The following is a 22,899-nucleotide window of genomic DNA, read 5'->3' as shown; positions in this document are numbered from 1 at the left end:
TAGCTTGTGAACTCTGGTGTACTTCTGTATAAGTTTACCTACTACGTAGAATGGTATTACATGCTTAAGAAAAACGTGCCTAATTTGCTTACAATTTCTCGTGCGCTTGCAGTACCAGCAATAATATTAAGTTTTTATATAGAAAATAAATATGCAGGCCTGATAACAATATCAATCTTTGTGTTTGCGTGCATTACGGATTTTTTTGATGGTTACTTGGCGCGTGCGTGGAAAGTCCAATCAAAATTTGGCAAGCTATTTGATCCAATTGCTGATAAATTAATAGTGGTTTCAACGATAATTATGCTAGTTTATAAGCAGAAGATAAATGATTTTACAATAGTACCATCGATTATCATCATCTGTAGGGAGATATTAGTCTCGGGTTTGCGGGAGTTTTTGATAGCTACAAATGTTAGTCTACCTGTAAGCAAAGCTGGCAAAATTAAAACATTTTTGCAGATGGTTGCTGTAGTAGCGCTAATAATGAACGATTATTATATGATTCAATATACAGGTGCGATTTGTTTATGGGTTGCAGCTATTGTAACTGTGTGGTCAGGCTATAATTATATCCTAGCCGGCATCAAACAGATTGGTTAAATCTCCTAGGAAATAGTTAATAGACAAGAGTAGTTAATATCTTAGTGATATTGACTCAGAAAGCAAAAAGGTGTATAATTGTATTATAGCTCTTTTTACAATAATCCGAACAGACCGTAATATGCTACTGGCCTGCTATAGCCATAAACACATATCTTATCGCATTCGGACTATTATAAGAAAGGCTATAACTTACAACTAATTAGGTTAATATTATGAAAATACCTAGTGGCAAATTTTCTTCTACTAAAAAGGTTCCAGGAAAGAATAAGAAAAAAGAGATTTTGAACCATTAGAAGAGTTTTTTTGGGATTTTTGGCCAACAGTTGATAAAGAAGTCAAAAGAGAAAGGCTAGAACAAGAACTATTAGCACTAAAAAAAAGAGAGCTATATAGAAAATGTGCATCATTGGCAACAATGGTCCCATTTACATTGCTGATGGCGATTGAACTGGAAAAAACATATAGCGATCAGGTATTACTTGGCGTGATAAGTGGCGCGCTAAGCCACACTATATTACCTTTTACAGTCTTATCTCTTATTTGTACGCTATATTTAATTTACAATAATAGGAAGATAGCACAAAAAGAACGAGAGTTGGAGAATATTGAAAATGGAAAGGAAGTAAAGGAAAAAGAGCACAATATTTCTGATATAGGTCAGTGTTTGATCTATATTGAGGCTATAACAACTGCACTGGTTATTGTAGGTATGATAATGGGTGAAACATCTTCACTTGAAGCAGCAGAGGATGCAATTTTATTTCTTGCCAATGCAATTGCTTTTCTTGTAACTCTTGTTTCTTATATTGATAAGCATGAAAAAAATAAGAAAAAGGAAACAGAAAAGTCTGATCTTGATGAGAAATCTAGCAAGAAAACTAGCAATATATCTGTAGCCGGATTGGCGCTTGCTGGTTCTTCTGTATTTTTAATAAGAAGGATAATGTTAATAGCATTAGCATCGTCCTTAAATCCTGCTGTTGGACCTACTTTAGGCATGATAGGTATTGCAATTTTTATGGCTGTACAGGTCTTAACTATACATTCCTACAGTAAGACGCTGAAAGATCCAAAAGTGGAAGGACGAGGTGAATCAAGAAATGCAGGTAGTTCTGACCGTAGTTATAAAGAAGAAGGGCCGGCTATTGACTAAGAAATTTATTTATTTAAGTAATATTTAGGTCTATACTTTATTTTGATCGAAAAAAATCTTATGTATAAGACTTTAATCACGTGCTTTATTTTTCTAATTTGCTCCTTTACACAATCGTATGCGGATGATCTTGAAAAAACTGAAACTGAACTATATGAAGAAGCAGTTGAACTTTTTGACCAGAAAAAATATAAACAAGCTATTAGGCCATTTCATAAGATAGAGGATTTGTATCCTTTGTCTTATTGGGCAATGAAAGCGAAATTATTATCTGGAGTTTCTCACTATAATATGGGTAACTATAGCAGTGCTGCAAGTGATATGGATGATTATATATATGTTTATTCAAATGGTAAAGATTTACCATATGTATACTACTTAAGAGTATTATCTTATTACATGCAAATTAATAAAGTGCAACTTGGACAGCAAACTGCATATAAAACTTTAGAGCTAGCCACTGAGTACATTAATCTCTTTCCAGGCAGCGAATATGTAGACGAGATAAAGGAAAGAGCAAAATTAATCACAGAACATATATCAACAAAAGAGTATTCTATCGGTAAATTTTACCTGAGGCGTGGTGAATATTTAGCAGCAATTAAGCGTTTCCAGAATATGGCAAGCTATAAGGATTCTAAATATTTTTCTAAGTCTATTAACTATTTAGTAGCAGCCCATTCAGCTCTTGGCCTTGACTTAGAAGCTGAGCAGTATGAAAGTATGTTATTAGCAGAAAACCTGCAAGATGCCAAGCTGGAGGCTTGAAAATTTGCTTTAGCTTTTTCTATGCTTTTATATATAATTTAGATTTTTAACTATTTGAATATGGCTGGTCATTCACAATTTTCAAATATAAAACACCGGAAAGGTGCTCAGGATGCAAAGCGCTCTCAAAAATTTACGAAGCTGATTAGAGAAATAGCAGTTGCTGCAAAGCAAGGGCTACCCGAACTCAACCCGCGCCTTCGCTCTGCTATATTTGCTGCACGCAAGGAAAATCTACCAAAAGATAAAATAGAAACAGCAATAAAAAATGCAACTGGTAACGTTGCTGGAGAAAATTACGAGGAAATACAATATGAAGGTCATGGGCCTTCTGGCACTGCACTCATTGTCCATGCCTTGACTAATAACCGCAACCGTACTGCTTCTGAGGTACGTTACATCTTTTCTCGTAAAGGTGGAAATTTAGGAGAAACAGGAAGTGTTAGTTACCTTTTCGATCATGTAGGCTTAATCGTCTATAAAGCAGAGGGTGTGAATTTTGATGATTTATTCAGTCATGGAATCGAATTAGAAGTATTGAATGTTGAGGAAAATGACAAAGAAGGATTACACGTTATAACTTGTGAAATAAAAGATTTTGGTAAAGTACGCGATGCCTTTTATGCAAAATTCGGAGAACCAGAACTTGCTCGTCTTTCATGGCAGCCAAAAGATCTGATTGAAATTAGCGATAAAGAGTTGATTGATAAATTATCTGCATTGGTTGAAGAGCTAGAAGATAACGACGATGTACAGTATGTGGAAGGTAATTTTACTTTTGTTGATAAGCTATGAGGCTGGTAATATTTGTATTGCTTTGTATTTTACCAGCATATGCTACTGAAACATCAACAGGTCTTGCACAGCCATTCCAGCATGGAATCAGAAAAAAAAAAGCTACTTTGACGACAGAAAGTGATAGAAAGTTGTTATTCATATCCAGTACCATAAAATCTTCCTTTTTTGCCACGGAAGGGTTGGCGCCAAATACAGTGGTGAAATTGATCAACATATATAAAGATTTCGGTGTTGATTTTAAAAAAGACATTGTGCCGAAGAGTAAATTGGAGGTTCTTTTTGAGAGATTGCCTAATAATCAGAAGACTGAAGAAAAAATTTTATATGCTTCACTGACAATAAACAAGAAAGCTATTAGTTTATATCATTATAAATCGCAAGACGGCAAAGAAAGGTATTTTAATAAAGAAGGAATAAGCTTAAAAAATGGCGAAATTTTTGCAAATCCTTTAAATGGAGATTATCGCATATCCTCAAAATTTGGCAATAGAAAGCATCCTGTTCGCGGTAAAATTGCTTTTCACAAAGGAGTGGATTATGCAGCTAAACTTGGCACTCCCATATACGCTGCTGCAGAGGGTGTGATAGAATATATAGGAAAGAATGGTGGCTATGGAAATTACATCAAAATAAAACACAAAAATGAGTATTCAACCTGTTACGCGCATATAAGTAGATTTAGTGGCGATATAAAGTTAGGCTCTAAAGTAAAGCAGGGGCAGGTCATCGCCTACGTTGGTAGCACTGGTGTTGCAACAGGACCTCATTTACATTACGAAGTTATATATAACGGCAAACACATCGATCCGCTTACGATAGCGCATAAAACTGAAGTAAAATTGCCTGATCATGAATTAAGAGAGTTTAAACTATTTGTAAATAAGATAAATAAAACGATCAACAGAGAGGGTTCAAGTGAAAAAGAAGTTTAAAGACAATATGGATAAGAATACGATAAACGATAGAATTTGAGTCAAATTCGGGCTTTTCCTGTACTAATAGCGCTAGGATTAATTTTATCGCTGCTTTTTTTGGCATATGACAGCACAATTGCACTTGGAGTTGCTGCCGTTTCAATTTTGACTTTTCTTCAAGGATTTTTTATTAATGACCCTAATGAAGCAAGAGTGATAGAATTTTTTGGTCATTATATTGGAACTTATTTTAAGTCTGGAATATGTGTAACGCTTCCCTTTTCAAGCAAATATATAGTTTCCCTAAAATTTCAGAATATTAACACAGAAAAAATAAAAGTTAATGATGCAAATGGAAGTCCAATAGAGATTTCTGCAGTAATTGTTTGGAGAGTGAGCAGTCCTGCAAAGGCGTATTATAATGTTAACAACTATCACGAATTTGTTTTTGTACAAAGTGACTCAGTAATAAGAGAATTAGCAAGCAATTATCCGTATGATAGCGAAAGCGATGAGGAATCTTTACGTAAAAATTCTGATAAAATTTCAGATGAATTGCGGTCAATGTTACAACAAAGATTAGATATTGCAGGAATTGAGATTACAGAAGCAAGAATATCGCATTTGGCGTATTCGTCCGAGATTGCACAAGCAATGTTAAGGCGTCAACAAGCACATGCTATCACTTCGGCAAGAAGGCATATAGTGCAAAATGCAATAGGAATTGTCGAGGAAGTAATAGCTCATTTTGAAAAAAACAAAAGCTTACAATTAGATGGCAAGCAAAAGGTTCAATTGATAAATAATTTGTTGGTTGCCCTAATCTCTGAGCAAGATGCACAACCGACGATTAGTTTAGATAATAATTAGCATAGAAGCCGATTGGGTTTCATAAATGCAAGTCACTATTAATTTCTTGATTAATAGACTAAATGATGTTATAAATTACACGCATTAGGGGTGCTCTAGAAAAGCTGAGAGTACATAAAGTACAACCCTTTGAACCTGATATTGTTAAAGCAAGCGTAGGAAAATGTATGTATATAAATATTGAAGAATGCTTCGGCTTCATTGCGTTAATTGCATCTCTAATTGGATTATCACCTCAAGTATATAAAGCATATATCACTAAAGTTACTCGTGATGTATTGATGTTAATGTTAGTAAACTATCTTATTTGTTCATTGTCTTGGATTGGCTATGGTCTTTACCAGAGCTCAATTTTTGTGGTGCTTAGCAATATTGCTGGATTAGTGATTAGCATAATATCAATTATTCAAAAATGTTACTACGATGCAAAACCTGCACCATGATCATGTGCTGCACTGCAGTACACAACAACAATATCGTTCTATTGTAGTGCTAAATGGAAAAATACCGAGCTCATCGTTTTTTAAACGAGATATACCTATTATTGCTGTAGATGGAGGAGCAAACAAGCTTCTATCAATTGGCGTAAAACCTGATCTTGTAGTAGGAGATTTGGATAGCGTAAATCTGGATTTATGTGCTAATTTGAATACGATATATCTACCTGATCAAGATTATTGTGACTTTTCTAAAGCCATAGCCCATTTAAAGACAATGAAGTTACTGCCATCGATAATAACAGGTATTACTGGAGGAGCAATTGATCATATACTACAAAATATTAACGTTTTTCTAAGTACAGATAGTATCTTTTACACACCTTCACCTCCCATGGTAGGTTACACTTTACAAAAAGGTATTACCCATTTTTTTTCTTTGCCAAAAAATACTAAAATATCTTTGCTTGGTATACCCAAAGCTCAAATATCAACTAAAGGATTAAAATGGGAACTGCATCTTAGCAACCTTGCCTTTCCAGGAAAGAATTCTTGCTTTAATCGAAGCCTGAGCAATGAGGCATATATAGCCTTTCTTATAATAGTCCGAATGCGATAAGATATGTGTTTATGGCTATAGCAGGCCAGTAGCATATTACGGTCTGTTCGGATTATTGTAAAAAGAGCTATAAATTGTTCTGATAATAGGAATGGTCTTGTTGGAGTAGTCTACAAAAAGATATATCAGCTATCTTTTGACGCATTAAGGTAAACATTCGAATGTCAACAAAATAGCCATAGAATCTAAAAGCAGTAGTGATAAGTAATGCCATACCAAGATAAGCGCTTACAGGTAATAAAAGATTCTCAATTACATTACCTTCCTGATATTTTACAGCTGTATCTAGAATATTTTTTACTAAATACTTTCTAAAAGACAAATCAACAGCTACCACCAGGGCAACTAAAGACATTATAAGTACATTAAGTTTGAATTTATAGCCTTTCTTATAATAGTCCGAATGCGATAAGATATGTGTTTATGGCTATAGCAGGCCAGTAGCATATTACGGTCTGTTCGGATTATTGTAAAAAGGGCTATATAATGCTAGCTCCACTACGTTGACTTTTTTATTGAGAAATACAAGTAGTGAAAACCATAAATTTTTGTATATTTTTCCTGAGATGTCTCCAGCATCATGTAGTGCTGATGCTCGATTCAGAATAAGTAGCTTATATAAATCTCGCTTAGCCTCAGTAGTGTCGATCTCAGAAATATTTGTAGTTGTGTCTGTAATAAAGGCTAACCAGCTCTTGATAAGTTCTTCCATGTTTTTTGCTTTTACACTTTCCTGGTAGCCAAACAATGACAAGCATTCTCTCAGTACAGATTCTGTTATAGCTCTTTTTACAATAATCCGAACAGACCGTAATATGCTACTGGCCTGCTATAGCCATAAACACATATCTTATCGCATTCGGACTATTATAAGAAAGGCTATACTAAGCAGAAAAAAAGACAAAGAATCCCCGAGTTAGCTAGTCTTTTACTATCTCTGTCGAGTATTGGCATTTTTTGATGTCTTGTAACGCTTTATAAGCGCGTTCAGCTTATTTAGATAAAAATCTAGATGTAGATGAAGTTTTGTAAAGACATACAGTATCTATATACTGCAAAAAATTGAACATAAGACGCCGATACATTAAGTAATCCTTACCTTTTAATCTGCAGATTGGCGAAAGCAAATACAACAGCCTCAGTTTCATGATAAGGGGGCTGGCGGAGTTTGTCAAGAAAGTTTTTGTTTCTACTGAATGACAGTTGTGGCTTGGGAGGTAGTGCAAGAAGTCTATTGTATTACTGAATTATTAATAATTCAGTAATAGTGCCTGCTATGTAGCTAAAATTTTCCTTTAACTTAAGCTATATGTAGCTAAAATAACTTGGGTTTACCGACGATTTGACAAACGACAAATTCGTCATCCCGCTACTTGTTAGCGGGATCTAGAGATATCGCAGCGGTATGACCCTGACTTGCATTAGCTATGTATAATAAAGGGAATCTATGACAAAAGAATCATTGGTAAAAACTGATATAGTGAAAGTTGAAGACAAAAAGGCGGTAAGAAGCTTTTTTAAAATACTAGGTGGAGTGGCAGATGCTGTAAGATCGTGGATTGGTAACATCAGTCCTGATTTAAGCAACAGTCGCGATATCGATAGTTTAGTCTTGAAGATGAACGAGTGCTTAAATCCAAAGGGAGGGGAGGTTTCAGCACGTAAAAACGCTGTATCTCTTGGTAACTTGTACTTAAGCTTATCAGAGAAAGGTAAAATAAAATTTCTACAAACCCTGGCAGAAAAATTTAATCCGAATAAAGCGGAAATAGATGAGAAAATTAAAGAGTATAAGAAAAACCAAGATCCCGAGTTAAACTATAAATTTGAGCAGGATTTAATAAAAATTCTTGAATCACCACGTTCTAAAATATTGAAGCAATTTATTTCTTTACCAGAAGGCCTTAAGTTTATTGTTGATATGCGTTCTGATGTGCTTAAGCTAAAAAACCAACATAGAAGCTTGAATCCACTAGAGAACGAATTAAAAAATATACTCTATACTTGGGTTGATGTTGATCTACTCGATCTTCGTCAAATCACTTGGGATTCACCTGCATCATTGCTAGAAAAACTTATAAAATATGAAGCTGTGCATAAAATTTCCTCTTGGGGCGACCTAAAAAACAGACTAGATTCTGATCGTCTCTGTTTTGCTTTTTTTCATTACAAGATACCAAACGAACCTCTAATTTTTGTAGAGGTTGCATTGGTGGATAAGATTGCAGATAGCATTCAACACCTTTTAGATGAGTCAGTACCTTCAAATGATCCGAGTAATGCAAGCACTGCTATATTCTATTCAATATCAAACACTCAAGCAGGGTTATCTGGAATCAGCCTTGGTAATTTTTTGATCAAAAGGGTTGTAGAAAAGCTATCACAGGAGTTTAAAAGTATAAAAACATATGCAACTCTTTCTCCAATACCTGGCTTTACGAAATGGCTAAAAAACAATCTAAACCAAGATGTCACTTTATTGGGCAAACTAAATATAAAACAATCTAGTGCAGAAATTTTAGAAAGTGCAGAGCAATTAAAAACTAATGTTGAATGTACAAATGAAACTAAACAATACATGCTTAAACTATGTGCATATTATTTACTAAAAGTGAATAATAGTAATGGAAATACTTATGACCCGGTGGCGCATTTTCATTTAAGCAATGGCGCATCAATAAAACAATTAAACTGGATGGCGGATACTTCTGAAAAGGGTATTAGTCAGTCAGCCGGGATGATGGTAAATTATCTATATGAGTTGCCTAAAATAGATAATAATCATGAAAACTATATGGTTAATAAAGTGATTTCCTGCTCGAAAAAAGTGTCGTCTATGTTGAAGGAGTAAATAGTCTCTTAATAAAGGATTGCCCTCACAACACTTAAAATGTAAAATGGTTCTACTTAAGTAAAATAGCCATAAATGAACAACATAAGAAATTTTGCAATAATAGCGCATATAGACCACGGTAAGTCAACGCTTGCTGACCGTTTAATAGAGGAATGTAACGGCCTTGAAGCAAGAGAAATGACCAATCAAATACTCGATTCAATGGATATAGAACGCGAACGTGGGATTACAATTAAGGCACAGACGGTAAAACTCAATTATACGGCAAACGACGGTAATCAATATTGCCTAAATCTCATGGACACCCCAGGTCACGTTGACTTTTCTTACGAGGTAAGTCGAAGCTTAGCCGCATGTGAAGGTTCACTTTTAGTGGTAGATAGTAGCCAGGGCGTTGAAGCACAAACCCTTGCAAATGTATATAAAGCTATTGACAACAACCATGAAATAATAGTTGTGCTCAATAAAGTTGATCTTCCTGCTGCAGATCCAGAAGGGGTAAAACTCCAGGTTGAGGAAATAATCGGTATTGATGCAAGTGAGTCATTTTTAATATCAGCAAAAACTGGACTTGGAATAAAAGATGTACTGGAAGCAATAGTAGCAAAACTTCCAGCTCCTCAAGGTGATGTAAATGCTCCATTGCAAGCAATTTTGGTTGATAGTTGGTATGACACTTACTTAGGAGTAGTAATTTTAGTGCGAGTTAAAAATGGAGTGCTAAAAAAAGGCATGAGAATTGTTATGATGTCTAATAATGCTACATATCAAGTGGACAATATTGGTATTTTCACCCCTAAAAAAGTTATGACGAGTGAGCTTTCAGCGGGTGAAGTTGGTTTTATAACTGCTTCAATGAAGGAAGTAGCAGACTGCAAGGTAGGAGACACTATCACTGAGGAAAAGAGACCTTGTAGTGAAGCACTTCCTGGATTTAAAGAAGTGCATCCTGTGGTATTTTGTAGCATTTTTCCTCATAAAACGGATGATTTTAAATATCTAAGAGAAGCTCTAGAAAAGTTACATTTAAATGATGCAAGTTTTACCTTCGAAGCTGAAACTTCAAATGCACTAGGCTATGGATTTCGTTGTGGTTTTTTGGGAATGTTGCATCTTGAAGTTATTCAAGAAAGGCTCGAGAGAGAATTTGATTTAGACCTAACAGCAACTGCACCGAGTGTTATATATAGGGTTACAACACGAAGTGGTGAAGTTTTGAATATTCATAACCCAAGTGATATGCCAGATCCAACGAAAATTGAAATTGTGGAAGAACCATGGATTACCGCAACCATAATGGTCCCTGACCAATACTTGGGAGAGATTCTATCTCTATGTGAAGAAAGGAGGGGAGAACAGGAGGATTTATCTTACATTGGTAACACAACAACAGCATTGTTAAGATATAAATTACCACTGTCTGAAGTTGTTTTTGACTTTTATGATCGATTAAAATCAATTTCCAAAGGATATGCAAGTTTGGATTGGGAAATTTCCAGCTATCTGGTAAGCCAAATAGATAAATTAAGCTTTTTAATTAATGGAGAGCCCGTAGATGCACTGGCTTGTATCGTTCACAAAAGTAGGGCAGAAAAAAGGGGGCGTGAAATATGTGCACGCTTGAAGGATTTAATACCACGTCAGCAATATAAAATCGCGATTCAAGCGGCAGTGGGCGGAAAAATTATTGCCAGAGAAACGATTAACCCATACAGAAAAGATGTAACAGCTAAACTCTATGGCGGAGATGTAACGCGAAGAATGAAACTACTTGAAAAGCAAAAGAAGGGTAAAAAAAGGTTACATTCTATAGGGAACGTAAATATTCCACAGAATGCTTTTATTCAAGCCTTGAAGATAAGTGATTGATCTTAAAAGACTTCTTGTATAGTTTTTGGCAACAACCGTTAGAAACGAAAAAACTTACTTGACAAACTCTGCCAGCCCCCTTATCATGAAAGTGAAGCTATTTATTTATCTTCTCTGTACAGATTAAATGACAAAAAAACTCACGTGTCTGGCGTCTCATGTTTAATTTTTTGCACTATGTCCACCTTATGTCTTTATCAAACTTCTACCTACATAAGCTGAAACGCGCTTATAAAGCGTTTAAAACATAAAAAAACGCCAACTTAAAAAATGGATAGTGAATAACTAGCTACCCTAGGGTTTCTTTTGCCTTTTTTTTCATTTGGTAAATTTCTTAATGTTTATGGCTAAACGACAACCGTCATCCCGCTACTTGTTAGCGGCTGAGATACCGCGGCGGTATGACGCGTAGAACTGCTGTCATCCCAGTGCTTGACACTGGGATCCAGTTGAGCTATTTCAACAAAAATACTGCATTTGAGATGAACGTTCCAGACTTATTTATAAATATAACAATTATAGCTCTTTTTACAATAATCCGAACAGACCGTAATATGCTACTGGCCTGCTATAGCCATAAACACATATCTTATCGCATTCGGACTATTATAAGAAGGGCTATAAAGTCTGGATTCCAGCGTCAAGCACTGGAATAATATCGTTTACTATGTCTATATTACAATATTTGTGCAGTTGTGTGTCAACTACTTTTGTGGCACCGTTTGTTATTCAATCTTTATGCTAGTTTTACTAAAAATTATAGTATTTTAGGTATAGTTGCAATATCTAAATTTAAGGTATAGAGATGAACCCTAGGAAAGTTTTTAATATTCTTTTTATAGTATTATTTATTTCTTTTTCTCATGTTGGGAGTGCTGCCGCTGACACTAATACTGATACAACTGCTCAAGTATAGCCTTTCTTATAATAGTCCGAATGCGATAAGATATGTGTTTATGGCTATAGCAGGCCAGTAGCATATTACGGTCTGTTCGGATTATTGTAAAAAGAGCTATAATATGTAACATTATTGGCTACGTTTGGGGAATAGGCGGACCGCTTATGACCGTAGTGATAATAGGTGCAGCTTTGCTTGCGATATTTGGTAGAATGCCATGGCCAGCTCTTTTTGCACTCGGTATATTTTGTGCTGTATTTTTCGGTGCTAAAACTATCGTCATAAAAGTAATGGGTGGTATAGGCGGCACTGGAAATACTTCTTTGATGGACCAATGCGGAACAGGAGACACAAAAAAGAACTATTTTTTTCTAAAACAGACCTGATGCACGGCTTCAACTATATCTTCCACTTGCGGTAATGCTTTTTTTTCTAGATTTGCAGCGTAAGGTAAGGGGATGTCCTTGCCAGTTACACGTACAACTGGAGCATCAAGGTAGTCAAATCCTTGTTCCATAACAACGGCTGACAGCTCTGCTCCTATTCCTGCAAATGGCCATCCTTCTTCTACACTAACTAACCTATTAGTCTTCTGAATAGAGTTAATAACAGTTTGAGTGTCAAGTGGTCTTAAGGTTCTGAGGTCAATAACTTCAGCTTCTATACCTTTACTCGAAAGTAAATCTGCTGCATTTAAGGCATCCATTAATTTTAATGAAAAAGCAGTGATAGTTACATCCTTTCCTTCCCGTATAACAGCAGCTTTGCCTATCTCAAGTAGATAATCTTTGTTTGATAGCTCAGAGTCAGAAACTTCATGCTCATGTCCATAAGCTATTTCGTTTTCTAGAAATATTACCGGATTAGGGCCACGAATTGCAGCTTTAAGCAGACCTCTGCAATCGGAGGCAAAATAGGGTGCTATTACTTTTAACCCCGGTATATGCGAATACCAAGCTGCAAAGCATTGAGAATGTTGTGCAGCAACTCTTGCTGCAGCGCCATTTGGTCCACGAAATACTATAGGGCATCCAAGTTGTCCGCCTGACATATAATTTGTTTTTGCTGCGGAATTCACAATTTGGTCAATAGCTTGCATAGAAAAATTAAAAGTCATAAACTCGACTATTGGCTTTAATCCAGCAAATGCCGCTCCAACAGCAAGGCCAGCAAATCCATGTTCGCTAATAGGCGTATCAACTACTCTGTTTTCTCCAAACTCTTTCAGTAATCCTTTCGTTACTTTATAAGCACCATCATACTCTGCAACTTCTTCACCCATGATAAGCACATCAGAGTCGTTTTGCATTTCTTCTCTAATTGCTGTGCATAAAGCTTCTCTTACACTTAAGGTTGCCATTTATAAACTTTTATAGACTTTAACTAAAGTAACTATATCAGAATTACTGGGGGTAAGTAAAGTGTACAAATTAAGTTTTACAAACATCATGACCAACTCATTCCAAAAAAAAATCTTCTCACGCTTGCTGGTTTTGGTTGCTAAAAATGATTGTATTGCTTGTGTTTTTAATAATATATACTGCTAAGTTAATAATAATTCACTTGGGAATAACAGAAAAATACATGATAATTTGATATTTCAAATAGAATAAAATCCTTTTTATTGATACTGTCTTTTTTTGTAAAAAACATTCCTAACTTTTCCACCACTTTTTCTGGCTAAGGTCAGTATAACTTTTGCTTGAAATAACTGTTTATATGGTGCAATTTACAGCTTTTAGTTGCTAAAATTATAACTCTTAATTTAATAATTTTAATCCAATAAGCTTTCAGGTTAATAAAATTAAATTATTTGAGTAAATGCAATACCATGTCTTTATTTGTGGGTAATAATAAGAATAACGAAGGTTGGCTCAGCTACACTTCTATAATTTCAATTTTTATGTTTACCGTATAAAAGAAGTTTCTTCTGTCTGTGTCTCCCTGTTTGAAACCAACCTTATTCTCTCTCTTTCTTGTTCTGAACTTAACCCGCGAAGCGCGTGATCAAAATCTTTCTCACTAATCTTAGACCGTCTTTCCTCAACAGCACACATTTTTGCCTCATTTACTAATTGCTCTAACTTAGCCCCAGAATAGTCTTCAGTCTTTTCTGCAATGTTTCTAAGGTTTAACTCTTTATCGGCTTTTGTACCTCGCATATAAAGTTCCAATATCTTTTGTCTCGCTTCCATGCTTGGATTAGGGATAAGAACCTTCTGACCTAAACGTCCAGATCTAATAAGTGCTGGATCTATATCATCGATACGGTTAGTTGCACCAATTACTATTATATCTCTTCTGCTCTTAAATCCATCTATTTCAGTTAATAACTGTGTTAAACTCTCTCGAAAATGGTCAGCTGAGGTATTAGCGGTACTTCTTTTTTGAGCAACTACATCTATTTCATCTATAAAGACTATACAAGGAGCATGTTTTTTTGCTACTTTAAAAAGCTCGCGTACAGCATATGCACCATGACCAACATATACTCCAATAAGATCAGGGCCTGAGATGCTTATGAAATTCATATTTGATTCACCTGCAATTGCACGAGCGATAAGTGTTTTACCATTTCCAGGAGAGCCATGTAATATGTAACCTCTTAGTGAATTAATACTTTTATTTCCAAACATCTTGTGCATTTCTTCCGTCATTTGGTCACGGCAAATCATCTGCAACCTTTGTTTTAAGGGGTCATGAATTATAGCATCAGCAAATGTTGTTCTTTTATCATCTGAATTAGCTAATTCTATTGATATAGGCAGCTCTACTTCCTTTAGTTTGCTGAATATTTGATCATATATAAACCAAGCAATAAAAAAGAAAACGACAAGTAACACACAAGGCATAGCTTCACTAACATAATGTGCAGCTAACTCATACCCTTGACTGAGCAACATTGTATGCATATAGGCAAACAAAAAAGCGATAGAGACAATAGTTGCCACGCATAGTAAACAGATTGCAATTCTTTTTAGTAATTCTGAAATTTCAATTTTTTTCATCTTAATACCCTATACCAACTTCAAACTAAGAATAACTTTATCTAGCTTACCTATTTTAGCTTGATTAAAGCGTCCAGAAAAATTATCAAGTACGTACTTTAACTTATTAAATACTAAAAACAATATATCCCCATATTGTCACATACATCTTTAAAGTTTACCAAATTCATTTTCAAAAAACAAGATTTTATTATTAACCCGAATTCTGGATTAGATTTTAGGTAAATTATTGAAAGTCTTGAATTTTACTAAATTAATAACTAATCTTAAAATACTTACTACTTTATCGTAAATGCTAAAACAATAAGCTATTGATATTCTTCTTTTTTTAATCTCCAATCCAGAATTCGGGTTAAAAACGCTAACTTGTATCTTCAAGAAGTAAGACATAATAGCTCTAAAATGTCTTGCAAGGAAAGGTAAAGCTGAATGCTAACTTATGCCAGAAAGATACCGTCTTGTTTGCCTTTTTGAGTAGTATCATCTTATTTTTCCTGTAAATTCTGTTTATAACGCCTAAGATTTACGATATTTTAATCCCGGTAGAATATCTTATAAAATCAGATTATATGTTATACCTATGGAAATAGATAACTTTCAGCAATATTACAACCAAGAAGAAATGAAGACAGTAACATTAGCTCAAATTTATAAAGACTTGGTAATAAAGATATTCGATATAGCCACAAGCAAAATGTAAGCTACTATTAATGGTATTATGGAAATAGCACCAACGATACCACCTACTATACCTACTACCAGAGGTGACGGAGTAGTAAGGCTTAATATAATAAGTGGGAGAGATATAATTGATAGTATTATAGAAATTACACCTACTGTTTTCAGAAGAGATAGAAATCCTTTTGAATCTAAGTGTTCTTTTTCCCTTAAATAATATAAAGAAAATGCTTATACACATTATAGCACAAAGTATTACTGCTGCTATTTTTATTATAGCTGCTGCTATAAGTGCTGCTAAATAAGCTATATTCATTGCAATTATCACACACCATAATAAAAAAGTCAACTCCATATGTTTAGGTTGTAAAATCCCAAAAAGCAGCCAGAATAGAATAAGCAAACATTTACGAATTGAATTTAGTGCAAACAAGGGTGTTGATATCAACCATACTCTGCAGAATCGCAATATGGTATGACTACATGCTTTTTATTGATTTGATTAACATAATCAGCAGAGAGTTTTGTTTTGCAAAAGATGTCTACAGTAACATACTGCAATTATTTGGAATTGTAGGGCTAGGTGCAATTGTAAGGCCACTTGGTGCATTCATATTTGGTCACGTTGGTGACAGGTATGGAAGGAAGATAGCATTAATAATTACTATCTTGCTAATATCGATACCATCAAGTCTCATTGCATTTATTCCAAGTCACAATCAAGTAGGTATAATTTCTACTATATTGCTTCTTGCAATCCATATAACACAAGGAATTGCACTTGGTGGTGAACAAGGAAGTTCTGTTTATCTTATAGAGCATTTATCCAGTAGGAAAGAGAACTTAGGGATGTATTTTGGAATGATGGGTTTTGGTCGCTCCATTGGCGTCTTGCTTTCTGCGGTGATAGTAATTATCTGCAAAAAAACTACTGATTTTTGTACCTGGGGTTGGAGATTGCCATTTATTTTCTCAGCTATTTTAGGATTAATTAGCGCGTATAGCATATACACATTGGGAGAAACTCCAGCATATGAAAAAAATCGAAAACAAAGAAATTTACCTGATTTGCCAATAATAGAGCTTATAAAACGCCACAAGAGAGCTCTTATACTTGCTATTTTAATATCTGTACCTGTTAATGTTGCTGTTGGATTTACCATATTTCTTCGAACTCTCGCAAAGGAAATAGCATCAGTAGATGTTTATGTAACAACATATATCAACGAAATTGTATTGATTATAACCAGTGTATTAATGCCGATATCTTCAATAGCGTTTGGAATGTTGGCTGATAAAGTTGGAAAAGAGCGCACTGCAATCTTATTTATAGCAATTACAATGGCACTTTGTTGTCCTGCGTTATCTATTGCATATTACTATAAAAATTATCTTGTGATTGCGTTGAGCGTAATGGTTCTCTCTATAATAGAAAGGGGTATAGTTCCCATAGGAATAGTTGCATCTGAACTCTTTCCTACCAATGTTAGATTTAGTGGTGTGAGCTTATCACGCAATATCTCTTATGCGTTACATGGAGGATTTACTCCTATGGTTTGTATTTGGTTGACTGTAACATTTCCTCAAACAAACCTTGCTGCTGGGCTTTATATAGTCTTCTGCTTGTTGATCAGTGTGGTAGCAATATTGCAAATAAAACCGCAAGATAAGAAATTTGATTGGTCTTAGTTTTCTCTTAAGTGTGTATTCTCCTAAGTTGAAAAAAGGTGTGAAAAATGCGCTAATCTCGCTAAATGAGAAAATTTTATTGCGGAAAAATTAGAACGATCAAAAACACATGCCATGATAAACTTTTTTATGCGTAACACTAATTTCTTATTCTATTCGTCTAAAAAAACAGTATTTCCAACTGTAAATTTAAGTCTTTACAAGCGTCACAAATATAGTATGACGTAAGTTAGGCTTTATGGAGGGTATATGGCAACAAATACAGAAAATAATAATAGAATTAATATAGTATGTGAACAAGCAGGAAATGCTGTTCATTCAGATATTGCTTACTCAGAAAGAATACAAAAATCAGTAGAAAATGAAGCATTGTGTGATGCGTGGTCTGATTTTGAGTACTTTGAAGATGTGTTGAGAATAAAAAACAGCACCGATAGGGAAAACAGAATTAAGCAGCTTATCAAGGAAGATTTAGATATAAATGCTACAAAAAATGGCAAAACTATTCTAGACGTTGCTATAGAAAAAAAATGCTCATCAAAAGTTATAAGTTCATTAATAAGCAATGGCAGTAGGATTGATACTATAGATGCTAGCGATCGTACTGTACTGCATAGATCTGTTAGGAATGAAAATGGAAAAGTTGTTGAGTTGTTTTTAGAAGCTAATGAAAAAGAAGTGTCTCAGTACCTGGTAGCAAGGTTTTTGCCATTGTCTATGTTATATCAAAAAATAGAAGTAAATGCTAAGGATAATGATGGTTGTACTGCTTTGGATTATGCTCAATATGGCAGTGAAATGTATAGCTTGCTGCAAAAATATGGAGCACAACATAGTGAAAGGTTTTTATACTCACGCAACCTTAATATAGGGGAATTAGATTTAAATAAACTTGTTTCTGACCATAACTACTGCTTTGATGTGCTTACAAAAGCATTAGAGATTGAGGACAGATGCGAAAAGAAGAGGTTATAGATTGGTTGCTAAAAAATGGTGCTAACATTAATGTTAATAAAGGTGATCAAGCCCTACTGAGTGTTGCAGCTGAAAAAGGTGATGTTGAAAATGCTGTGCTATTGCTTGAAAGGGGAGCACATGAAGGAGTAAATTCTCAAGATGCTGAAGGAAGAACGTTATTACTAAATGCAATTATTCAAGATAAGTTGGGCCATGCAAAATATCTCATAAAACAAAGAGTTAACGTTAATATACCAGATAATAATGGAAATAGCTCACTACACTACGCTGTTGTCAATTTTATTAAGCAGCGCTTAATTGAATGTGATGAAACCTATACAGATAACGCTACTTTTTATGATTTTCTTAAGAATGGTGCAGATCTCTATATCAAAAATCATGATAACCTTACAGCATTTGAATATGCTTTTCACGCAAGAATAGCTCCTAGGGAAGCTGTTTATTTATTCAAGCTATATATAGAAAGAGGTGATCAGAGTGAAAACATGCAGTTAGTAAAAAATTTCAAATTGCCTTCTGGTGAAACACTATTGGAGTATTTTTTCAACAATAAATTATTTGATAGTGCTCAATCTTGTATAGATCTAGGAGCAAATGTTTCGCATAATGGGTCATCTTTACTGATACAAGCTCTTCAGAATCGAGATATAGAAGGTATCGGGTTTCTTTTACGAAACAGAGCAGACATTCCAAATAACGCAAACATTTCAAATAATAAGAAAAACTGTAAGTTGTATTTCCAAGTAGCGGTTGGATGTGTAGCGATGTTTTTGCTTGGTATGGGAGCTGCAGCCACGTTTACTCTAATTATAGCTCTTTTTACAATAATCCGAACAGACCGTAATATGCTACTGGCCTGCTATAGCCATAAACACATATCTTATCGCATTCGGACTATTATAAGAAAGGCTATAAAATGTCTCCGCTAGTGTTAGTAATAGTAGCTGTGACCTTCTTTTTGACTGCAATAGCATCTATGTCTCTGTTTGTATTATATAAAAAAGTAAAAGGGGAACGCAAACACGAGGTAATTGTTAATAATGCTGTATTTAATATAAGTCTAGAAGAAGCAGCTAATGATTTGTTTAGCGGGTTATCAACTATAGCAGAAAGAGGAGCAGAAGCAGGTGCACTATACCTGGAAGTAAAGGAAAAGACTGAAAGTGTAGCTAAAAAAATGACATCCAAAAAGGAATTAATTGAAGCAAGATTTCAAAATATACAAGAAAATTTCATTAATAAGTCAAGTAATTTTGAAGAACTTCAAGGTGCTAGAGATTCTAGTACTTTAAAGAAATTCTATGCTGCTGTTAAAGATGTTCTAAAGATACGCTCCAGCATTCCTATTTCCAATTTACATCTATTATCGCTTGTTTACCATTTATCATTGGAAGTATCATATGCTATTTTTCAGGCAATAACTGATCCAACTCTTAGAAGTACAATTTTAACTGCCATAAGTGAAAGAAAATTGCCTGAAGATAAGCAGTGGGCTAAGGTATTAAAAAATACAGTACCAAACTTAATAAGAAATCAAGAAGTTGTGCGGAATGTTATAGTACCAACTCTTACTGATATTTTAAAGAGCCTATCAGAATCAAGAGAAGAAAGAAAATTTATAATCTATACTCTGGTCTGCCTGAAAGAAGTGATTGATGAAGTTTATACGACATCGGTATAAGAGTCATTGTATAGGATATTAGGAGTAGAACTTGCAAATAGTCTAAATGGTATGGTACAGGCAATAAGTAACCTATTAGGCTGCTATGGACACGAAGAAGTAGAACGTGCAAGAACCGCAAATGAGTTAGATTACAGAGTAGGTAAACTTACACCTGAAGAAACGCAGCAATTCGTTATAAACTTAGGAGAAGAGAGAGTAGGATCTCTCAGGGAGTTTGAGGGTCGAGTTACAAATAAACAGTCAATTAGTAAATTGATAGATTATTGTTTGGACCCAAAACTGAATGATAGGGAAGCAGCCGCAACACTATTATAGCTCTTTTTACAATAATCCGAACAGACCGTAATATGCTACTGGCCTGCTATAGCCATAAACACATATCTTATCGCATTCGGACTATTATAAGAAAGGCTATAAATTATATACTCACATGTACTGAAGATGGTCGTTATTTGGCCGCTGAAGCTGGTACTAATAATAATTTATCTAGCAACTCTAATGTTGTACTTATTACGCACGTGGCAGCAAATCGATCTGCACAGTTAGACTAGAGTGGCTATATGGAAAAAAGTGAAGATAGTTTCAGAGATAAGCAAGCAAATGACAATTGATAGACTTAAACTATGTTCTCAATTTCTCAAAAAAATCCTTTAACAAAAAAGAGCATTCTGTTTCTAATATCCCACCATAAACTTCAGGTATATGGCTGCAAAATTGAAATATCTTAGCACCATTTTCAATTCCTCCACCTTTTGGATTATAAGCTCCAAAGTACAATCGTTTAATTCTGGCAAAGGAAATGGCTTGAGCACACATCGGACATGGTTCTAATGTTACGTACATATCAGCATCACAAAGCGTGGGAGTTGAAAATGCTTGTCTGATCGCTAACATCTCTGCATGTGCAGTTGGATCGCTGGATATATTGTGTGCAGAAGAAATGATATTGTCTCCACTCACTATTACAGCACCTATGGGCACCTCATCATTTTTTTGAGCGAGTTTGGCTTGCTCTATGGCAAGCTCCATATATTGATACTTAAACACTAGGCACTTATTTCTTATCAATTGCTGCTTTAACGAACGACACGAAAAGAGGATGAGGAGAAAACGGCTTTGATTGAAACTCTGGATGAAACTGCACACCAATAAACCACGAATGACTCTCTAACTCCACTGCCTCTATGCACGTTCCATCTTCTGATATGCCACTGCATAGCAGCCAATTTTTTTCCAAATCATCTTTATAATCTGAATTGATTATGTATCTATGTCTGTGTCTTTCTGAAATAGTAGTGTTACTATATGCATCCATCATTTTAGAGTTTGCATTTATATTACATTTGTATGCCCCAAGTCTCATGGTTCCACCAAGATCGTCATCTTGATCGCCAGCTAACTTAACGATTGGATGTTTACAGTTACGAAATTCTTCAGAGTGTACATCTTCAAGCTTAACAACATTACGAGCAAATTCAATAATTGCAAGCTGCATACCAAGGCAAATTCCGAAAAATGGGATATTATTTGTACGGGCATAATTTATTGCTAATATTTTACCCTCTACTCCGTCATCACCAAACCCCCCTGGAACAAGGATTGCATGAGAATTCTGTAATTTCTCTCCTATAAGTTTTTCATTTATAGGTTTTTCTTCCTTCTCTCTTGAGTTAACCCAATTTATCCTTACTTTGACTTTATTACTAATCGCACCATGATTTAATGCTTCAACTAGTGATTTATACGCATCAGGGAATTCGGTGTATTTTCCCACTATAGATACAGTAACTTCCTGTGTTGGGTGCCTTATGGAATGCACTATTTGATCCCATTCAGTCAAGCTTGGTTTTGGCTTACTTAAATGAAAGTGCTCCAAAATTTGCGTATCAAGCCCACATTGGCTATACAACACCGGTAACTCATATATATGACTCACATCAGGGGCAGGTATCACATTGGATAAAGAAACATTGCAAAGCTTAGCTATTTTCTCTCTTTGATTATCGAAAATTTCTTTCTCACTGCGGCATAATATAATATCTGGTTGTAACCCCGCGGAATTTAACTCTCGAACTGAATGCTGAGTTGGCTTTGTCTTTAATTCTTGCGCTGCGGTAAGATATGGTATTAAAGTTAAGTGAATAAGGATAACTCTTTGTTTTCCTAATGTGTAGTTAACTTGGCGTATAGCCTCCAAAAATGGTTGGCTTTCAATGTCACCTACAGTTCCACCTATTTCACATATTACAAAATCTAAACCTTCCGTACCATTAAAAATGAACGATTTGATCAAATCTGTTACATGAGGAATGACTTGCACAGTTTTGCCCAGATAATCACCACGCCTCTCTTTCTTCAATAACTCATGATATATCTTACCAGTTGTTATATTGTCATCTTTTGTTGCTTTAATTCCAGTAAAACGCTCATAATGCCCAAGATCCAAATCAGTTTCAGCACCATCTTCGGTAACAAATACTTCTCCGTGCTGAGTTGGGTTCATTGTCCCAGGATCAATGTTGAGATACGGGTCAAGTTTTCTGATACGGATCTTAAAACCATGAGCTTGAAGAAGAGCACCAACGCTTGAAGCGACTAAGCCTTTACCAAGCGACGATACAACTCCACCTGTAACAAAGATAAATTTAGCTTCCTTCATTAATTTTCAAATGGAACAGAAGTAGGTTCACTTTCTTGCTTTTTTTCTAATATAATTTTCTCTGCAATCGATTTTTTATGTACGTCTTTTGAATATAATCCTGACAATAGCAATGTGTTTATAATAAACAATCCAGCAACAATAGCCGTTATTCTGCTGAGCGGGTTTTCAGAAGATTTCACCGGAATCATCGAATTGACCCCCTGTTGTGTATTACTAAAACCACTTAACGAACTACTTCCAGGCGGCTGCAAGAGCACTAAAATTACTAACACAACAACCAATATTATTTGCAATATACTTAATACCGCTACTGACATTATAGATAGGGCTGAAAATAAAAATCTTAGCAGTACAAAGCACGTAAGTCAAGAACATCTGTCACCCAAGTAGTTTGAAATCTAAGTATGTATTTAC

The 22,899-nt window shown here is 35.0% G+C and carries 24 protein-coding genes, 3 pseudogenes and 1 riboswitch; of the genes and pseudogenes, 20 read left to right on the top strand and 7 right to left on the bottom strand.

All coding sequences use genetic code 11. The annotated features are described in order from the left end of the window. Positions 1-60 precede the first annotated feature (60 nt). From pgsA to OPR46_RS03990, 9 genes and pseudogenes are all read left to right on the top strand, one after another. The gene (pgsA, locus tag OPR46_RS04030) at positions 61-603 is read left to right on the top strand and encodes a CDP-diacylglycerol--glycerol-3-phosphate 3-phosphatidyltransferase (RefSeq protein WP_155968529.1); all 543 of its coding nucleotides are present in this window, start codon (positions 61-63) and stop codon (positions 601-603) included. A gap of 70 nt (positions 604-673) precedes the next feature. Next, a complete protein-coding gene (locus OPR46_RS04025; RefSeq protein ID WP_265042876.1) occupies positions 674-805 on the top strand; it encodes a hypothetical protein in 132 nt (43 codons plus the stop codon). Positions 806-1,042: 237 nt separating this feature from the next. Continuing rightward, positions 1,043-1,759 (top strand): hypothetical protein, encoded by a 717-nt coding sequence (locus OPR46_RS04020; protein ID WP_265042874.1) that lies wholly within the window; start codon positions 1,043-1,045, stop codon positions 1,757-1,759. A 60-nt stretch (positions 1,760-1,819) separates the two neighbouring features. Continuing rightward, positions 1,820-2,527 carry an outer membrane protein assembly factor BamD gene (locus OPR46_RS04015; RefSeq protein WP_265042871.1) on the top strand — a complete coding sequence of 236 codons (708 nt, stop codon included), beginning with the start codon at positions 1,820-1,822 and terminating at the stop codon, positions 2,525-2,527. Positions 2,528-2,587: 60 nt separating this feature from the next. Beyond that, the gene (locus OPR46_RS04010; protein ID WP_265042870.1) at positions 2,588-3,322 is read left to right on the top strand and encodes a YebC/PmpR family DNA-binding transcriptional regulator; all 735 of its coding nucleotides are present in this window, start codon (positions 2,588-2,590) and stop codon (positions 3,320-3,322) included. Next, complete coding sequence (locus OPR46_RS04005; protein ID WP_265042868.1) at positions 3,319-4,257, top strand: M23 family metallopeptidase; 939 nt, start codon at positions 3,319-3,321, stop codon at positions 4,255-4,257. The genes OPR46_RS04010 and OPR46_RS04005 overlap by 4 nt, the downstream gene beginning before the upstream one ends. A gap of 7 nt (positions 4,258-4,264) precedes the next feature. Continuing rightward, positions 4,265-5,109, top strand: a pseudogene (locus OPR46_RS04000) (SPFH domain-containing protein). A 76-nt stretch (positions 5,110-5,185) separates the two neighbouring features. Further along, positions 5,186-5,288, top strand: a riboswitch (TPP riboswitch). Further along, positions 5,277-5,552 (top strand): SemiSWEET family sugar transporter, encoded by a 276-nt coding sequence (locus OPR46_RS03995; RefSeq protein ID WP_265042865.1) that lies wholly within the window; start codon positions 5,277-5,279, stop codon positions 5,550-5,552. It overlaps the preceding riboswitch by 12 nt. Next, the gene (locus tag OPR46_RS03990) at positions 5,533-6,165 is read left to right on the top strand and encodes a thiamine diphosphokinase (protein ID WP_265042863.1); all 633 of its coding nucleotides are present in this window, start codon (positions 5,533-5,535) and stop codon (positions 6,163-6,165) included. The genes OPR46_RS03995 and OPR46_RS03990 overlap by 20 nt, the downstream gene beginning before the upstream one ends. A 70-nt stretch (positions 6,166-6,235) precedes the next feature. Here OPR46_RS03990 and OPR46_RS03985 read toward each other — a convergent pair. Together OPR46_RS03985 and OPR46_RS03980 are read right to left on the bottom strand one after the other, a co-directional pair. After that, positions 6,236-6,520: pseudogene (locus tag OPR46_RS03985) on the bottom strand (ABC transporter ATP-binding protein); the annotation flags it as partial. 93 nt (positions 6,521-6,613) lie between these two features. Continuing rightward, positions 6,614-6,913, bottom strand: a complete 300-nt coding sequence (locus OPR46_RS03980; protein ID WP_265042860.1) for a hypothetical protein — start codon at positions 6,911-6,913, stop codon at positions 6,614-6,616. A 699-nt stretch (positions 6,914-7,612) separates the two neighbouring features. Here OPR46_RS03980 and OPR46_RS03975 point away from each other — a divergent pair. From OPR46_RS03975 to OPR46_RS06735, 4 genes and pseudogenes are all read left to right on the top strand, one after another. Beyond that, positions 7,613-9,016 carry a malonyl-CoA decarboxylase gene (locus OPR46_RS03975; protein WP_007549284.1) on the top strand — a complete coding sequence of 468 codons (1,404 nt, stop codon included), beginning with the start codon at positions 7,613-7,615 and terminating at the stop codon, positions 9,014-9,016. A 75-nt stretch (positions 9,017-9,091) separates the two neighbouring features. Continuing rightward, a complete protein-coding gene (gene lepA, locus OPR46_RS03970; protein WP_265042857.1) occupies positions 9,092-10,888 on the top strand; it encodes a translation elongation factor 4 in 1,797 nt (598 codons plus the stop codon). Between the two features lie 401 nt (positions 10,889-11,289). After that, positions 11,290-11,544 carry a hypothetical protein gene (locus OPR46_RS03965; protein ID WP_265042855.1) on the top strand — a complete coding sequence of 85 codons (255 nt, stop codon included), beginning with the start codon at positions 11,290-11,292 and terminating at the stop codon, positions 11,542-11,544. A 149-nt stretch (positions 11,545-11,693) separates the two neighbouring features. Further along, positions 11,694-12,172: pseudogene (locus OPR46_RS06735) on the top strand (TrbC/VirB2 family protein). On the opposite strand, the gene OPR46_RS03950 reads toward OPR46_RS06735, so the two are convergent. Both OPR46_RS03950 and OPR46_RS03945 read right to left on the bottom strand, forming a co-directional pair. Continuing rightward, a complete protein-coding gene (locus tag OPR46_RS03950; RefSeq protein WP_265042851.1) occupies positions 12,148-13,146 on the bottom strand; it encodes a pyruvate dehydrogenase complex E1 component subunit beta in 999 nt (332 codons plus the stop codon). The pseudogene OPR46_RS06735 and the gene OPR46_RS03950 sit on opposite strands and share 25 nt — an antisense overlap. A 547-nt stretch (positions 13,147-13,693) precedes the next feature. Beyond that, positions 13,694-14,794 (bottom strand): ATP-binding protein, encoded by a 1,101-nt coding sequence (locus tag OPR46_RS03945; RefSeq protein ID WP_265042849.1) that lies wholly within the window; start codon positions 14,792-14,794, stop codon positions 13,694-13,696. Positions 14,795-15,512: 718 nt separating this feature from the next. On the opposite strand from OPR46_RS03945, the gene OPR46_RS03940 reads away from it, so the two are divergent. The 7 genes from OPR46_RS03940 to OPR46_RS03910 all read left to right on the top strand — a co-directional run bounded on the left by OPR46_RS03940 (position 15,513) and on the right by OPR46_RS03910 (position 20,374). Continuing rightward, entirely contained in the window at positions 15,513-15,689 is a 177-nt protein-coding gene (locus OPR46_RS03940) for a hypothetical protein (protein ID WP_174930852.1), read from the top strand. Positions 15,690-15,895: 206 nt separating this feature from the next. Next, positions 15,896-17,161: an MFS transporter gene (locus tag OPR46_RS03935; RefSeq protein ID WP_406833334.1), complete on the top strand. Its 1,266-nt coding sequence runs from the start codon at positions 15,896-15,898 to the stop codon at positions 17,159-17,161. A gap of 249 nt (positions 17,162-17,410) precedes the next feature. Beyond that, positions 17,411-18,136, top strand: coding sequence for an ankyrin repeat domain-containing protein (locus tag OPR46_RS03930; RefSeq protein ID WP_265042845.1), 726 nt, complete (start codon positions 17,411-17,413; stop codon positions 18,134-18,136). Continuing rightward, positions 18,115-19,068, top strand: coding sequence for an ankyrin repeat domain-containing protein (locus OPR46_RS03925; RefSeq protein ID WP_265042844.1), 954 nt, complete (start codon positions 18,115-18,117; stop codon positions 19,066-19,068). The genes OPR46_RS03930 and OPR46_RS03925 overlap by 22 nt, the downstream gene beginning before the upstream one ends. Beyond that, positions 19,056-19,820, top strand: coding sequence for a hypothetical protein (locus tag OPR46_RS03920; RefSeq protein WP_265042843.1), 765 nt, complete (start codon positions 19,056-19,058; stop codon positions 19,818-19,820). The genes OPR46_RS03925 and OPR46_RS03920 overlap by 13 nt, the downstream gene beginning before the upstream one ends. Before the next feature lie 51 nt (positions 19,821-19,871). Next, complete coding sequence (locus OPR46_RS03915) at positions 19,872-20,138, top strand: hypothetical protein (protein ID WP_265042842.1); 267 nt, start codon at positions 19,872-19,874, stop codon at positions 20,136-20,138. A 32-nt stretch (positions 20,139-20,170) separates the two neighbouring features. Further along, positions 20,171-20,374 (top strand): hypothetical protein, encoded by a 204-nt coding sequence (locus OPR46_RS03910; protein ID WP_265042841.1) that lies wholly within the window; start codon positions 20,171-20,173, stop codon positions 20,372-20,374. Positions 20,375-20,444: 70 nt separating this feature from the next. On the opposite strand, the gene OPR46_RS03905 is transcribed toward OPR46_RS03910, so the two are convergent. The 3 genes from OPR46_RS03905 to secG are packed head-to-tail and all read right to left on the bottom strand — an operon-like array spanning position 20,445 to position 22,802. Further along, a complete protein-coding gene (locus tag OPR46_RS03905) occupies positions 20,445-20,852 on the bottom strand; it encodes a nucleoside deaminase (RefSeq protein ID WP_209472967.1) in 408 nt (135 codons plus the stop codon). Positions 20,853-20,877: 25 nt separating this feature from the next. Further along, the gene (locus OPR46_RS03900; RefSeq protein ID WP_265042840.1) at positions 20,878-22,482 is read right to left on the bottom strand and encodes a CTP synthase; all 1,605 of its coding nucleotides are present in this window, start codon (positions 22,480-22,482) and stop codon (positions 20,878-20,880) included. Continuing rightward, positions 22,482-22,802 carry a preprotein translocase subunit SecG gene (gene secG, locus OPR46_RS03895; RefSeq protein ID WP_265042839.1) on the bottom strand — a complete coding sequence of 107 codons (321 nt, stop codon included), beginning with the start codon at positions 22,800-22,802 and terminating at the stop codon, positions 22,482-22,484. The genes OPR46_RS03900 and secG overlap by 1 nt, the downstream gene beginning before the upstream one ends. Positions 22,803-22,899 lie beyond the last annotated feature (97 nt).

Source organism: Wolbachia endosymbiont (group A) of Scambus nigricans, from assembly GCF_947251485.1.
Classification (GTDB): Bacteria; Pseudomonadota; Alphaproteobacteria; order Rickettsiales; family Anaplasmataceae; genus Wolbachia; species Wolbachia pipientis.
This window is presented reverse-complemented; position numbering and strand designations above follow the sequence as displayed.